The sequence below is a fragment of the uncultured Collinsella sp. genome (assembly GCF_959026545.1).
Classification (GTDB): Bacteria; Actinomycetota; Coriobacteriia; order Coriobacteriales; family Coriobacteriaceae; genus Collinsella.
The window spans coordinates 1-14,333 of sequence record NZ_CAUFLV010000002.1; the positions used below are offsets into that span (position 1 = coordinate 1).

The 14,333-nt window shown below is 64.5% G+C and carries 14 protein-coding genes; 8 read left to right on the plus strand and 6 right to left on the minus strand.

The window, feature by feature from the left end; all coding sequences use genetic code 11:
• From Q5Q88_RS01255 to gatB, 4 genes are all read left to right on the plus strand, one after another.
• Nucleotides 1-377: HPr family phosphocarrier protein (locus Q5Q88_RS01255; RefSeq protein ID WP_302741309.1), on the plus strand; the 377-nt coding region annotated here is incomplete at its 5' end.
• Between the two features lie 124 nt (nucleotides 378-501).
• Nucleotides 502-810, plus strand: coding sequence for an Asp-tRNA(Asn)/Glu-tRNA(Gln) amidotransferase subunit GatC (gene gatC, locus Q5Q88_RS01260; RefSeq protein WP_118653492.1), 309 nt, complete (start codon nucleotides 502-504; stop codon nucleotides 808-810).
• Complete coding sequence (gene gatA, locus Q5Q88_RS01265) at nucleotides 810-2,324, plus strand: Asp-tRNA(Asn)/Glu-tRNA(Gln) amidotransferase subunit GatA (protein ID WP_294123452.1); 1,515 nt, start codon at nucleotides 810-812, stop codon at nucleotides 2,322-2,324. The genes gatC and gatA overlap by 1 nt, the downstream gene beginning before the upstream one ends.
• Nucleotides 2,321-4,000: an Asp-tRNA(Asn)/Glu-tRNA(Gln) amidotransferase subunit GatB gene (gene gatB / locus Q5Q88_RS01270; protein WP_118653494.1), complete on the plus strand. Its 1,680-nt coding sequence runs from the start codon at nucleotides 2,321-2,323 to the stop codon at nucleotides 3,998-4,000. The genes gatA and gatB overlap by 4 nt, the downstream gene beginning before the upstream one ends.
• Here the strand turns inward: gatB and Q5Q88_RS01275 are convergent.
• On the minus strand, nucleotides 3,997-4,218 hold the full coding sequence (locus Q5Q88_RS01275) for a hypothetical protein (protein ID WP_118653495.1): 222 nt from the start codon (nucleotides 4,216-4,218) through the stop codon (nucleotides 3,997-3,999). The two genes, gatB and Q5Q88_RS01275, sit on opposite strands and share 4 nt — an antisense overlap.
• 438 nt (nucleotides 4,219-4,656) lie before the next feature.
• Here Q5Q88_RS01275 and Q5Q88_RS01280 point away from each other — a divergent pair, with 438 nt between their 5' ends.
• Both Q5Q88_RS01280 and Q5Q88_RS01285 read left to right on the plus strand, forming a co-directional pair.
• Complete coding sequence (locus Q5Q88_RS01280; protein ID WP_302741315.1) at nucleotides 4,657-5,244, plus strand: GNAT family N-acetyltransferase; 588 nt, start codon at nucleotides 4,657-4,659, stop codon at nucleotides 5,242-5,244.
• Nucleotides 5,245-5,554: 310 nt separating this feature from the next.
• Nucleotides 5,555-6,817: a DMT family transporter gene (locus tag Q5Q88_RS01285; RefSeq protein ID WP_302741317.1), complete on the plus strand. Its 1,263-nt coding sequence runs from the start codon at nucleotides 5,555-5,557 to the stop codon at nucleotides 6,815-6,817.
• A gap of 72 nt (nucleotides 6,818-6,889) precedes the next feature.
• Here Q5Q88_RS01285 and Q5Q88_RS01290 read toward each other — a convergent pair whose 3' ends face one another.
• Complete coding sequence (locus Q5Q88_RS01290; RefSeq protein ID WP_302741319.1) at nucleotides 6,890-7,966, minus strand: low specificity L-threonine aldolase; 1,077 nt, start codon at nucleotides 7,964-7,966, stop codon at nucleotides 6,890-6,892.
• A gap of 287 nt (nucleotides 7,967-8,253) precedes the next feature.
• On the opposite strand from Q5Q88_RS01290, the gene hisS reads away from it, so the two are divergent.
• Complete coding sequence (hisS, locus tag Q5Q88_RS01295) at nucleotides 8,254-9,564, plus strand: histidine--tRNA ligase (protein WP_118653499.1); 1,311 nt, start codon at nucleotides 8,254-8,256, stop codon at nucleotides 9,562-9,564.
• 321 nt (nucleotides 9,565-9,885) lie between these two features.
• Nucleotides 9,886-12,642 carry a phosphoenolpyruvate carboxylase gene (locus Q5Q88_RS01300; protein ID WP_302741509.1) on the plus strand — a complete coding sequence of 919 codons (2,757 nt, stop codon included), beginning with the start codon at nucleotides 9,886-9,888 and terminating at the stop codon, nucleotides 12,640-12,642.
• A 271-nt stretch (nucleotides 12,643-12,913) separates the two neighbouring features.
• On the opposite strand, the gene Q5Q88_RS01305 is transcribed toward Q5Q88_RS01300, so the two are convergent.
• The 4 genes from Q5Q88_RS01305 to Q5Q88_RS01320 all read right to left on the minus strand — a co-directional run bounded on the left by Q5Q88_RS01305 (nucleotide 12,914) and on the right by Q5Q88_RS01320 (nucleotide 14,316).
• Entirely contained in the window at nucleotides 12,914-13,063 is a 150-nt protein-coding gene (locus Q5Q88_RS01305) for a hypothetical protein (protein WP_158574811.1), read from the minus strand.
• A gap of 556 nt (nucleotides 13,064-13,619) precedes the next feature.
• On the minus strand, nucleotides 13,620-13,865 hold the full coding sequence (locus tag Q5Q88_RS01310) for a helix-turn-helix transcriptional regulator (RefSeq protein ID WP_294159219.1): 246 nt from the start codon (nucleotides 13,863-13,865) through the stop codon (nucleotides 13,620-13,622).
• A 2-nt stretch (nucleotides 13,866-13,867) separates the two neighbouring features.
• Complete coding sequence (locus tag Q5Q88_RS01315) at nucleotides 13,868-14,161, minus strand: DUF2975 domain-containing protein (RefSeq protein WP_302741321.1); 294 nt, start codon at nucleotides 14,159-14,161, stop codon at nucleotides 13,868-13,870.
• A gap of 32 nt (nucleotides 14,162-14,193) precedes the next feature.
• Nucleotides 14,194-14,316 carry a hypothetical protein gene (locus Q5Q88_RS01320; protein WP_294159223.1) on the minus strand — a complete coding sequence of 41 codons (123 nt, stop codon included), beginning with the start codon at nucleotides 14,314-14,316 and terminating at the stop codon, nucleotides 14,194-14,196.
• Nucleotides 14,317-14,333 lie beyond the last annotated feature (17 nt).

Sequence of the window (14,333 nt, forward strand, 5' to 3'; positions counted from 1 at the left end):
AAACCTCCCATCTCGAGGACTTTATTTTCCAGTCCAAGAAATGGGAGGCAGTTCAATGCCGCCCGGCGCTTTTGTTGTTCGCTCCGTCGTCCGCCCGGCCGCCGGCATGGAAGAGAGCAGGTGCCATGATCGAGTTTTCGCACGTCATCTCCGATGCCGAGGGGTTGCATGCCCGGCCTGTGGCGCTTGTGGCGTCCGCCGTTCACCCATGGGAGAGCTCCGTGACCGTGACATGTCGGGGCGCGTCGACCTCTGCGCGCGACCTCATGGGGCTGATGGGGTTGTGCGCCCGCCGTGGTGACGAGCTTGCGGTGCGTGTTGAGGGGCCAGACGAGGAGGCTTGCGCCGCCGCGCTCCGCGAGGTGTTCACGTTCTAGCTCACGCGGCGCATGCGGCGAACGCCGTTTCAATCTCGTGTATATGGGGCACTCCATAAAGGTGGAGTGCCCCGCCGTGTCTATAATGGAACAATTGCATGTTCACCATCGAAAGGGGCGCCACATGGCACTCACTGAGGATGACGTGCGCGGGATCGCGGAATACGCGACCATCGCGCTCGATGAGTCGGAGCTCACGGAGATGACCGCGTACCTCAACGACGCGGTCGAGATGCTCGAGCCGATTCTCCAATACGCCGCCGAGGATGTGGAGCCTACGTTCCATCCCATCGGCGATTTGTCGAACGTGATGCGTTCCGACGCCGTGGACGCGGATCGCGCACTTGCGACCGAGGACGCCCTGGCGAACGCCGGCGCCGCGCGCGATGGGCAGTTCCGCGTTCCCTCGATTTTGGGCGGGGGCGATCGATAATGGGTATTTCGCTCGATACACTCACCGCCGCTCAGATTGCCGCCGGTGTCGCCGCAGGCAAGTTCACGGCAACGGAAGTCGCTCGCGCCGCCCTCTCCGCAATCGAAACGCGTGAGGCCGATGTCCAGGCCTTTTTGCAGGTGACTCCCGAGCTCGCCCTCGAGGCGGCCGCTCGCATCGACGTCGCACGTGCGGCCGGCGAGTCTCTGCCGCCGCTCGCCGGCGTGCCGCTGGCAATCAAAGACAACATGAATCTGGCAGGCACGCGCACCACCTGCGCGTCGCGCATGCTCGAGAATTACGAGTCCCCGTACACCGCGACGTGCGTGCGCCGCATGCTCGATGCGGGTTGCCTGCCTGTGGGCAAGGCGAATATGGATGAGTTCGCGTTCGGTTCCTCAACGGAGTCCTCCGCCTTCCATCGTACGAATAACCCGTGGGACCTCGAGCGCGTCCCCGGCGGATCCTCCGGTGGTTCTGCCGCTGCGGTCGCTGCGGGCATGACCGCGCTCGCCTTGGGCTCCGATACCGGCGGATCGATTCGCCAGCCCGCCGCCCTGTGCGGCGTGGTTGGCATGAAGCCCACGTACGGCGTGGTGTCGCGTTACGGCGTGGTGGCCTTTGGATCCTCGCTCGACCAGGTGGGTCCGTTCGGCCGTACGGTCGAGGACGTCGCGCTCGCGCTCGACGCGCTCACGGCGGGCGGGCGCGACCCGTTCGACGGTACGAGCCAGGAGGCCGAGGGCGGGTTCGCCGCGCACATCGATGACGACATCGCCGGCCTGCGCGTGGGCGTTATCCCGGCGTTCATGGAAGCAGAAGGGCTGGCCCCCGAGGTCAAGGCCGCCGTTGAGGGCGCTTTGCGTACGCTCGAGGCCCAAGGTGCCAAGCTGGTCGAGGTCGACCTGCCACACCTCGATGCCGCCATCGCCGCGTATTACGTGATCGGTCCCGCCGAGGCGTTCTCCAACCTCGCTCGTTTTGACGGCGTTCGTTACGGTTATCAGGAGGCCGGTTGCACCAATTTGGCCGAGCAGAGCTCCAAGAGCCGTGCCCATGGTTTTGGCGCGGAGGCCAAGCGCCGTCAGATGCTCGGTGCCTATTTGCTGTCGTCCGGCGTGTATGACAAGTATTACTACGCGGCGCAAAAGGCCCGCTCGCTCATCACCGAGGACTACGCGCGCGCCTACGAGCAGGTGGACGTGATCCTCATGCCGGCGAGCCCCACCACGGCGTTCAAGTTCGGCGAGCTGTCGGACCCCACGCAGATGTACCTCTCGGACATGTTCACCATCTCCATCAACATCGCGGGCAACGGCGGCATCACCGTGCCGTGCGGTGTGGGCGCGGATTCAGGCTTGCCGGTTGCCGTGCAGTTGGTGGGTCGCGCATTCGACGACCGCCGTCTGCTCACGTTCGCGCGCGCCGTGGAGCGCGGCCACGCACAGGCCGCCGGTGTGCCGGGGTGCGTTGTGGCACCTGATTTCGCCGGGAAGGGAGGCGAGCTCGCATGAGGGAGCTAACCGAGGTCCTTAAGGACTGGGAGGCCGTCATCGGTCTGGAGATCCATACCGAGCTGACCGCGCTCGACACCAAAATGTTCTGCGGCTGCAAGCTCAGCCACGACGACGCGCCCAACACCAACGTATGCCCGGTGTGTCTGGGCATGCCGGGTGCTTTGCCGGTGCCCAACCGCCGGGCCATCGAGAGCATCGTCAAGGCGGGTCTCGCCACCAACTGCGAGATCCAAAAGCACTCGATGTTCTATCGCAAGCACTATTTCTATCCCGACATGGCCAAGAACTTCCAGACCACGCAGGGCCCGGTCGCGTTTTGCATGCACGGCAAGCTGAATCTCGAGGTGACGGGTCGCGGGGCCGCGGAGCGCCCCTTGTGTGCGTTCGGCGATGGAGAGGCCGCGAGCCTGGCGAGTGCCAGCGCGAACGCCGAGGGGCTGTCGCGCCAGATGGCCGAGGGGCTTCCCGAGCGGGCGGGGGGCGCGCTCGCCGGCATGGCCGCCTACGACACGGCCGATCTCGCGGTGGCTGAGCGCCATGAGGACGGCTCCTATACCGTGCCCATCCGCATCCTGCGCATCCACATGGAGGAGGACGCCGCCAAGATGGTCCATGTGGGCGGCGAGGAGGGTCGCATTGGCGGCGCGGCAGAGAGCCTCATCGACTACAACCGCTGCGGTACGCCCCTCATCGAGCTCGTGACCGAGCCCGACCTGCGCACTCCCGAAGAGGCACGCCTGTTCATGGAGAAGCTCCGCCGCATCTTCCTCACCATCGGCATTTCCGATTGCTCGATGGAGAAGGGCTCCATGCGCTGCGACGGCAACGTCTCCATCCGCCGTCGCGGCGAGACGGGCCTGGGCACCAAGACCGAGCTCAAGAACCTCAACTCCTTCAAGGCGCTGCACGACGGCCTTGCATACGAGATCTGCCGCCAAGCCGAGGTCTTGGAAGAGGGCGGCACCATCTACCAGGAGACGCGCCACTGGGAGCCCAGTCGCAAGCGCACCGTGGTGATGCGCGTGAAGGAGACGGCCGACGACTACCGCCTGTTCCCCGACCCGGATCTGGCGCCGTTCGACCTTTCTGACGAGTTCATCGAGCATTGCCGCGCCGAGCTGCCCGAGCTGCCCGACGCCAAGCGCGATCGCTTCGAGGCGGACTTTGGCATCAAGCGCGCCGACGCCGAACAGCTGGCGGGCGACCCGGAGACGGCCGAATTCTTCGAGGCGGCAGCGGCGGGTCTTTCCGGCAAGGCGGCGCAGACGGTCGCCAACCTCGTCGTGAACGAGCTGGCTGCCTACCTCAAGGGCGTCGGTGTGGCGCTCGCCGCCAGCGGTATCGCGCCCGCGCAGGTGGCGTCCCTGGCGAAGCTGCTCGCCGAGGACGCGATCTCGAGCAACCAAGCTCACGAGGTCTTCGAGGCGATGGCCGAAAGCGGCGACGACCCGGCCAAGATCGTGGACGAGCGCGGCATGCGCCAGGTGAGCGACACGTCGGCGCTCCAGCCGATCGTGGACGAGGTCCTCGCCGCCTGCTCCGACCAGGCGCAGCAGTACCGCGACGGCAACCAGAAGGTCATCGGCTTCTTGGTGGGCCAGTGCATGAAGGCCAGTCGCGGCACGGGCAACCCCAAGCTCTTCAACGAGCTCCTGCGCCAGGCGCTGAGCTAACTCGACGTGCCGCCCGCCTCGATCTCCTCGCGGCAGATCGCGGTGAGGCGGCGCACCGTCTCCCACATGTCGTGCTCGGTCGCCTCCGGGTGCGGGGCGCAGATGCGCGCGTTGAGGGCGTCCCTCGCGGTCTCATCCATGCCCTCGGGGCTGTACCGGAAGTTGACCATGGCCATCTGCGCGGGCGAGACGACCTCGATGAGGGGATTGCGCCGCACCTCGTCGAATTCATCGCCGCGACCCGAGAGTTCTTTGGTGTGGAAGCGTGACCCCGCACAACAAGAGGCCTGCGCGCGAAGAGAATGCCGATGGGCAAGCAGCTCCCGAGCCCGTGATATTCGTTTCAAGATTCGGAAAATCACGAACGGATAATTCGGAACATCAATAACGAAACATTCGGAAAACCTTGAGTCGATAATTCGGAGCTGGTGGTAAGCGATTATGCCATAGTGAGATGGCGAGTTCGAGGACCCTTGCCCGGGGCGATTGTGTGAGCTCATCTGCGCTCGATGTAGGAGTGCGCAAACTCGGTTTTTGCAAAATGATCATTAAGCCTCGGGCGAGATGGGCGCATGTCATTATGATGCTGTTCGACGCTGTCCAGTGTTGACGCAGCCCTTCGAGAAGGGGTTGACTGCTTAAAGATGGGAGACACCATGAGCGATCAGCTCGTCATTCGATTGGCCACCGAGGCGGACGCTCCGGCGCTTGCGGCGATATACGCGCCCTATGTGCTGGAGACGGCCATCACGTTTGAGTACGAGCCGCCGACTGCGGAGGAGTTCGCCGAGCGCATGCGCGCGACCCTCGCGTTCTTTCCCTATCTGGTAGCGGAGCTGGACGGTCGTCCGGTGGGGTATGCCTACGCAAGCACGTTCAAAGGAAGGCCCGCGTACGACTGGGCGGTCGAGACCTCCATTTACGTGGCGCAAGGCTACTCAGGGCGCGGTATTGGCCGTGCGTTGCACGACGCATTGGCGCGAGCCCTCAAGGCGCAGGGCATCCTGAACATGTACGCGTGTATTGCGGTGCCGTGCGGTGCCGACGACGAGACCCTCACCCGCAACAGCGAGCAGTTCCACGCCCATTTGGGGTACCGATTGGTGGGCGAATTTGAGCGGTGCGGCTACAAGGGCGGTCGATGGTACAGCATGGTCTGGATGGAGAAGATGCTGGGGGAGCACCGCCCCGACCAGCCGCCCGTGACACCGTTTCTGCAGGTTGAAGCGCAGCAGCGTGTCTAGCGCACCAGTGCGCCCGGTGCGCCTGGTGTGCCCGGGGTGCCCGGGGTGCCTGTTGTAGTTGATGCGCCCAGTGTGCTCCGGATTGCCTATGATCGGCCGGGTATTTGCTTGAGGCTGAGGCATTGCAAGCACGGCGCGCACGCCATGCGACATTTTGCTTTTGCTGAGCATGCGCTTTAGCGTGGTGCGTTGGCTGCATGTTGGCCCTATGGTAAGGTTTTCGCGTCGGGGGGCCGACACGATGAACAAGTGATGCCGAGCGGCGCCCGGGTGGCGCGGACACCACGCTCGGGTGCGCGAGGAAGCCGGAATGGCCAGCGACGATCGCGAGTGTGCGGATGACATCAATACCGTCTGCACCATAGGGGACGTACGCGCCATGAAACGTGCATGCAAAGGGGGCACCCGGAAGTATTCCTGCGCCTGCAGGTCCGGTGTGCGATACGAGGGGGAAAGCGAGGCGTGGGCTCAATTGAAGGCCATGATCAAGGAGGAACTGGACAGGACCGAGGTCGGACAGGCAAATGCCGCCGAAGAGGCCGGGCAGACCAAGGTTGCCGCAAAGTCTGTGCTGGCCGGGGGCCGCAAAGCCACCACCGGCACTGAGCTCGGTGATCCCTTTGCGAGCAAGGATCCCGTTCCCGTACCGTCAGAGGACCGAGCGCCCGGCAAACTTCGTGGCGCCGGCGCACGGTCACCGCTGTTCTGGAAGTTCATGCTCGTCGCCATGGCCTTGGTTTGGGGTTATTCGTTTCTCACCATGAAGACGGTGCTCGACACCGTGCCTACGTTCATGCTGCTTGCGTGCCGCTTCCTTCTGTCGGCTGCCATCATGTTCGTTGTCTTCCATAAGCGTATTAAGGCGCACTTCAACCGCGAGTACCTGGGGTTCGGCGTGCTCATGGGCTGCGTCATCTGGTCGGCGTATGCCGCGCAGACCCTCGGCTTGGTGGACACGACACCCGGCAAGAACGCCTTCCTCACCGGCACGTACTGCATCCTGGTGCCCTTCATCGCGCTTGTGCTGTTCCGCGAGCGCGTCACCAAGTGGCATATCGGTTCGGCGCTATTGTGCCTAGTGGGCGTGGGCTTTGTTGCACTCGACAACTTCAGCATCCAGATAGGCGACCTCATGACGTTGGTGGGTGCAGTCTTTTTCGCTGTGGACATGGCGGTGGTGGGCCACATCGGCCGCACGCGCGACGTGAGCGTCCTCACCTCGTGGATGTTCCTATTCGTGGGCACGTTCTCGCTTATCGCGACCATCGCGGTCGAGCCGCGCGTTCCTGCCGAGCAGTGGACGCCCGAGATCATCGGTCAGCTTGTGTTTCTCGCCGTAGTGTGCACCACTATCGGCCTGCTCCTGCAGAATCAGGCGCTTTCGCACGTGCCGCCGGCGACCGGCTCGCTACTTCTTTCGCTCGAGAGCCCCTCGGGTGTGCTCTTCTCCGTCCTCATGGCGGGCGAGGTCCTCACCGGCAAGTTGATCTTCGGATTCGCGCTGATCTTCCTGTCGATTGTGCTGTCCGAGACGCACTTCAGCTTCTTGCGGAAATGGTTTCCCAAACGATAAAAGGAAAGGCGCCCGTCACAGGGCGCTTTTCTATGAGCGGTGTATGGTTCCGGTCCGTGGCCCATCGGTGCGCTAGAGGGCGGAGATGAACCCCAAAAGCTCCTCGACGTGCTCGGGCTGGCAGGCCCAGCTCGTCACAAAGCGCAGGACGACTCGGTCGCGCCCCGTGGGGTCCTTGGCGGGCGTGACTTCGGCACCGCTGGCTTCGACGATGCGGACGGCCGTATCGGAATCGAACCAGAAGAACTGCTGGTTGCCGGTTGTACGCACATATGGCTCGTAACCGGCGGCCTCGAGGCCATTGGCGAGCATGACGGCGCATTCGTTTGAGCGTTTGGCGTGGGTAAAGTAGGGGAGAAGCCCCTCGGCGTCGCGGAGCTCGGGGTCAAACACTGCCTCATACTGGATGCCCATGAGGCGGCCCTTGGCGGTCATGTGCCCGCTGCGTTTGGTGAGGTAGGGGATGCGCTCGATTGCGCGCCGCCCACGTGCGGTGCGCGGGCTCACTACGAGGGCTTCGCCGAACAGCATGCCCGCTTTGGTACCACCGAGCGTGAAGGCATCGGCGCGCGAAGCGAGATGCTCGAGCGTGAGGTCGCCGTCCGCGGCGGTCAGCGCGCTCGCCATGCGGGCACCGTCCACGTACACGGCGAGGTCGAGCTTCTCGGCGACATCGCACAGCGAATCGAACTCGGCGCGCGTGTAGACGTGCCCGAGCTCGCTGGTGTTGGAGAAGTAGAGCATCGCGGGGCGCGTGGTATGGCAGCCGCCGGCGATGGACGCGTGGTACACGCGCTCGACCTCAGCGGGGGCGAGCACGCCGAAGGCGTCGGCTGTGGCGAGGATGCGGCGGCCGCAGGCCTCGATGGCACCAGTCTCGTGCGCGGTGGGATGCGCGTCGGCGGCGAGAATCGGTCCCTCGAAGTCGTCGGTGAACGCGGAGATGCAGACGGCATTCGCCGCGGTGCCGCCGGGGATAAAGCGAACGTAGGCGTCGGGCTGCCCGCAAACCTCGCGCAGCAGCGCGGCGGCTCGCTCGCAATGTTCGTCGGTGCCGTAACCGGGCGTTTGCTCGGCATTGGTTTGAATGAGCGCCTCGAGGACCTCGGGGCAAGCGCCCTCGGAATAGTCGTTGCGGAATTGGTGCATGGTCGGCTCCATTTTGAATATGCCCTGACAGTCAGGGGCCTGCGGACGATCGAGTATGCCTCAATGGTACGCGCTTCCGCTTGGCTTCGCCAAGGTTCGTTGCATGGTGGGGTACCGTTACGATGGGCGGGGACGTCCGCCTCGCTCGTCCGCCTATGGTATTTCGGAGCCGCTCTTTACGGGCGGTTCCTTTTGTTTGCAGGTATACTGTCTTGATTGAATTCACCAATTCCGGCACCACCCGGGAGCGCATCGGCGCTCGTGGGCGCACGCGAAGGAGACACCATATGCAGGCACAGAAGGCCGAAGGCACCAAGGACCTCATCGGGCGCGAGATGCGCTCTTGGCTCAAGATGCAGGAAGTCGCGGCGGAGGTGTTCGGCCCGTTTGGGTTCGAGCCCATCGAGACTCCGGCGATCGAGCAGCTCGACGTATTCGTCCACGGCATCGGCCAATCCACCGACGTGGTGCGCAAGGAGATGTTCCGCGTTTTCTCCGGCGCGAATTTCGAGCGCGTCCTCACCGAGGGTACCGACGCCAAGCTCAAGGCCAAGCAGCGCCTGGCGCTTCGTCCCGAGGGCACGGCCGGCGTGGTGCGCGCCGTGGTGGAGAACAACCTGGTTCCCCAGGGCTCCGCTCCGTTCAAGGCGTGGTACGCGGAGGCGATGTTCCGCGGCGAGCGCCCGCAGAAGGGCCGCCTGCGTCAGTTCCACCAGGTGGGCATTGAGTGGCTGGGCGCTCCCGACGCCGCCGCCGATGCCGAGTGCATCATCATGCTCATGCGCTTTTACGAGCGCCTGGGCTTCGACCTCTCCAAGCTCCGCCTGCTCATCAACTCCATGGGCGACCCGGCGTGTCGTCCCGCGTATCGCGAGACCGTGCGCCAGTTCATCCTCGACCATGCCGACGAGATGTGCGATGAGTGCCGCGAGCGCGCCGAGATCAACCCGCTGCGCGCCTTCGACTGCAAAAACGAGCACTGTCGCGAGGTCATGAAGGGTGCCCCGCTTATGGGCGACAACCTGTGCGACGATTGCCGCGAGCATTACGAGCAGGTCAAGCGCCATCTCGACGCGGCGGGCATCGAGTATGTTGAGGATCCGACCCTCGTGCGCGGCCTGGACTACTACACCCGCACGGTTTTTGAGGTCGAGGCGCCGGGTGCGGGCGTGGGCTCCATCGGCGGCGGTGGCCGTTACGATGGGTTGGTCGAGCTTGAGGGCGGTAAGCCCACGCCGGGTGTCGGATTCGCCGTGGGCTTTGAGCGCGCCATGCTCGCCCTTGAGGCGTTCGGCAAGGAGATGGCATGCGACGATGAGGGCTGCGTCTTCGTGGCGAATGCCGGTGCCGACCTTCGCGACGAGGTGTTCGCGTTGGCACTCGATCTACGCGCCCGTGGCGTCCGCACCGAGTGCGACTACCAGGGCAAGTCGCTTAAGGCCCAGTTCAAGCTGGCGGATAAGTTGGGCGCGTCCCACATCGTGATCATCGGCGGCGACGAGCTCGCCGCGGGCAAGGTCAAGCTGCGCAACATGGCAACGCATGAGGAACGTTTAATCGATCGCGTTGGGGCCGCTGAAATCATTGCAGCTCTGTAGCGCATTCGACGATGGAAACCCAGGGCGGTGGGAACAAGTGTCCCGCCGCCCTTTCCGTTTGGGGCGGCTGCGCTGCCCGCCGAGAAGCTCATGCCGCCCGCCGAAGTGCGCGAGCCGTCTACCGATAATTTGTTGAAACGTAGGAGATGTACTCCACTTCACTAAAGTATGTGGTAGATACGGGAGAGCCTGCCTATAATAATGCGGTCTGCGAGGTTTATGCGCCTCGTGCTAAGCAATGAAGGAGGTAGTGTGGCAGAGAATACGCAAGCTGGCCAGCGCCTGAGCGAAGCGCTCACCGGCGACATGATCGCTGATGTCATGTCGGGCACCCGTCGTATCGACCTGACCGACCTTGAGGCGGCGGTCGAGGTTCTGTCCGACATCGACATCCCCGCCGAGCTCCGCGACAACCTGGCGCTGTTCCTGCGCCTCGAGCGCCGCATCCTGCGCGAGTACGACGCTCAAGTGCTCGATGTATTCGATGAGCTCATGGTGAGCGTCATTCGCGCGAACGCCGGCGATCCCGGTGCCGAGGCCGATGGCGAGGATGTTGACGAGCAGGGCATGCCCGCGGGGGAGACGCCCTCCGCCCGCGCCTTCCGCGACGCCGTCTCCCTCATCGACGCACTGCCCATCGACCAAGCTCAGGTCATCGTACGCGCCTTCACGGCGTTTTTCCACCTGGCGAACCTCTCCGAGGAGAGCTATCGCGTGGGTATCCTGCGCGAGCGTGAGCGCAGCGTCTCCACCGAGGACGCCGTCGACCCGGCGAACGCCCTCACCGTGGCGTTCCATCAGCTCACCGATGAGGTGGGCGGAGCCAAAGCAACCGAGCTGCTCTCTCGCCTGGAGTTCCATCCGGTTTTCACCGCGCATCCTACCGAGGCGCGCCGCAAGGCCGTTGAGGGTAAGATCCGCCGCATCGCCGGCCTGCTCGAGGAACGTGGGCGCCTGGGCGGCTCCGACCTCGTTGAGAACGAGCGCCACATGCTCCAGGAGATCGATGCGCTCGTGCGCACGAGCCCCATTGCCCTCAAGAAGCCCACGCCCGTCGAGGAAGCCGACACCATCATCGACATCTTCGACAGCACGCTGTTCGATACCATCCCCGTGGTGTACCGCCGTTTTGACGACTGGGTTTTGGGCGAGTATGCCGGCACGGTTCCGCCCGTGTGCCCGGCGTTCTTCCACCCTGGCAGCTGGATCGGCTCCGATCGTGACGGCAACCCCAACGTCACCGCCAAGGTGAGCCGTCAGGTTGCCGCGAAGTACGCCACGCACATGATCGCCAAGCTCGCCGACAAGTGCCGCCGCGTGGGCCGCAACCTCACGCTCGAGGCCGCATACACCAAGCCGTCCGATGAGCTGCTCAACCTGTGGAGCCATCAGGTGGAGATGAGCGAGGTCCTTACCGAGCGTGCCAGCGAGATCTCCAACTCCGAGCCCCATCGTGCCGTGATGCTCGTGATGGCAGCGCGCCTGGACGCCACCGTGGCCCGCAATGCCGACACGATGTACCGCACCTGCGACGATTTCCTCGCCGACCTGCGTGTGGTCCAGCGTTCGCTCGCCGAGGCCGGCGCCGTTCGCGCCGCATACGGACCGGTCCAGACCCTCATCTGGCAGACCGAGACCTTCGGCTTCCACATGGTGGAAATGGAATTCCGTCAGCACTCCGTGGTGCACACCCGTGCGCTCGCCGACATTCGCGAGCACGGCATCCACGGCGAGCTCGCCCCCATGACGCGCGAGGTGCTCGACACGTTCCGCGCCATCGGCTCCATCCAGAAACGCTATGGCACCAAGATGGCGCGCCGCTACATCATCTCGTTCACCAAGAGCGCCCAGCATGTGGCCAACGTCTACGAGCTCGCGCAGCTCGCCTTCGCGCATGCCGAGGACGTGCCGATGCTCGACGTGATCCCGCTGTTCGAGCAGCTGGAGGATCTCGAGGGCTGCGTGGACGTGCTCGAGGAGATGCTCAAGCTCCCCGCCGTTCAGGCGCGCCTGGCGCAGACCGGTCGCCGCATGGAGGTCATGCTTGGATACTCCGATTCCTCCAAGGACGCCGGCCCCACCACCGCCACGCTCGCCCTGCACTCCGCACAGGAGCGCATCGCCGCGTGGGCGGAGAAAAACGACATCGACCTCGTGCTCATGCACGGCCGCGGTGGTGCCGTGGGCCGTGGCGGTGGTCCTGCCAACCGCGCGGTGCTGGCCCAGCCCGCCGGCTCGGTGAACTGCTTCTTCAAGGTCACGGAGCAGGGCGAGGTCATCTTCGCGCGCTATGGCAATTCCACGCTGGCACAGCGCCATGTGGAGAGCGTCGCGGCGGCGACCCTGCTTAACTCTGCGCCCTCTGTGGAGCGCACCAACACCGAGACCACCGAGCGGTATGCCGACATGGCCTCTGTGCTCAACCGTGCGAGCCACAAGCGCTACCTCGACCTGCTTAACGCCGAGGATTTCACCCCGTGGTTCTCGACCGTCACCCCGCTTACCGAGGTCGGCCTGCTGCCCATCGGCAGCCGTCCGGCCAAGCGTGGCCTGGGCGCCAAGTCGCTTGACGACCTGCGTACCATCCCGTGGGTGTTCTCGTGGAGCCAGGCACGCATCAACCTGGCCGCGTGGTACGGCCTGGGTACCGCGTGCGAGGAGCTGGGCGATCTGGAGTTGCTGCAGCGCGCATACCGCGAGTGGCCGCTGTTCAGCACGTTCATCGACAACATCGAGATGTCGATCGCCAAGACCGACAACCGCATCGCTAAGATGTACCTGGCGCTGGGCGACCGCGATGATCTTGCCGCGAAGGTGTTTGATGAGATGATGCTCACGCGCTCGTGGGTGCTGCGCATTGTGGGCGACGCGTGGCCGCTGGAGCACCGCCGCGTGCTCGGCCAGGCGGTGCGTGTGCGCAACCCGTTTGTGGATGCCCTTTCGTTGGCGCAGGTCCGTGCGCTGCGTGAGGTCCGCGCCAACCAGGACGAGCTGTCCGAGGAAGCCAAGGCCGAGTACATGAGCCTCGTGCTGGAGACCGTGACCGGCGTCTCCGCCGGCCTGCAGAACACGGGGTAATCCGGAGTACGATGCTCCCACAGCGCCCCCGCAGGTTGCTTTGCCTGCGGGGGCGTTTTTTTGTTCGCGGCGGTACGTGGCGTCAGCAGGCACCGACCTCGACGCGTGCCGCGCCCGCAGGAGCCGGACCCCGCCACGTGCCGGACCTGTAAGAGCCGCACAACGCCGCGCGCCGGACCTACGGATTGACATTGCCTATGCTGCCCATAGGCAATCCCGGCCTGCCCATAGGCAATCCCGGCCAAGGGCGGAAGCTGATGACGAAACCCGGTTAGTCTATGCGCCACACGGGATCGGCAGCAGTGCCGGTGACCAGCAGCTCGGGTTGGTTTCCGTGCCATGCCAGCGCGTAGTCATCTCGCGCGACGGGGTCGACGCCGTCATCGCACCCGAATGCCGCGTAGTATTCACCGAATCCCACCCCGCCCGGCACGACGTATGCGGTCGTTTCCCCATAGAGCAAAAAGTTGTAATGGACGGCGACAACGCGGTCGCCTGCCGGGCTTGGCGGATTGAGGACGTGGGTAATTTTCAGAGATAGCAGAAGCCCTTCGGCGAATATCGTCCAGACGGATGCGCATAGGGCGCATGTGAGCATGATGCGACTCAGGTGTCGCATGAGATGGCCGGGGCAACGTGCGGCACGGCTCGCGTCTCGTGCGAAACGACCTCGGGGGCGTATGAAGCGGTCCATGCACCGCGCGGAGTGGTCGAGGCTCCGTACGAAATGACCCGTGTGTTGCGTGAAGCGACCCGGGCGCCGATCCCGGGATGTCGGTTCGGCGTCGTCTCGCCGGTGCTTCCGATACAAACGCGAGGCGAGCACCAGCGTGGGGCATGTGAGCGCCACCAGGAATATGGCGAGGCTTCTGCATGACGCGATTGCGACCGGTCCAATGAGGAGGGGCGCATCGAGGGTGCTCGGCACGGAGGCGTGCAGCGCAAGAGCCGCCCCGCCTGCGACGAGCGCCGCGAGATCAGCGCGCATCGGCGCCACGGGAATGGAAATCCCCGTCATGCTCCGGCACGTATTCCAGAATGTCACCTGGCTGGCAGTTGAACTCCCGGCATATGGCTTCGAGCGTGCTGAAACGGATGGCCCGGGCCTTACCGGTCTTGAGGATGGAGAGATTGGTGGTGCTGATACCCACGCGCTCGGACAGTTCGCCGAGCTTCATCTTGTGCCTCGCGAGCTCCACGTCGAGGTTAATCCGAATTCCCATGGCTACACCGTCAGATCTGCATCGTCTTTGAGCTCGGTCGCACGCATGGTGAGGTGGACGAGCGCGAATGCGATGGCACTCAGGCAAAGGCTTCCCATGAGGAGCGACAGGGCAACGATGAGCGAGTAGGGGGCCGCGGCGGCAAGTGGAATCCACAGGAGGGCGCATGCGAGCCACGCGGTCGCGGCGGCTCCGTACCAGAGCGTCGCCCGTGAGAGGAGTCCGGCTGCCCTGCGTTCGAATCCCCCATTATCGCCGACGAGCGTGAACACGCGCCAAATGTGGGAATGGTGCAATTGGGGACGTACCCCAATTGCACCATTTTGCCTTACAGCGCCAGCAATCCCTGGTCAAAGGCGCTGGGGAACAGGAACGTGCGGTGCTTGGGATTGCCGTGCTTGTCCAAGCCCAAGACGACCTCGATGCGTCCGCCCTCTCGGTCGATGTCCACGTTCACTTCTTGCTGCT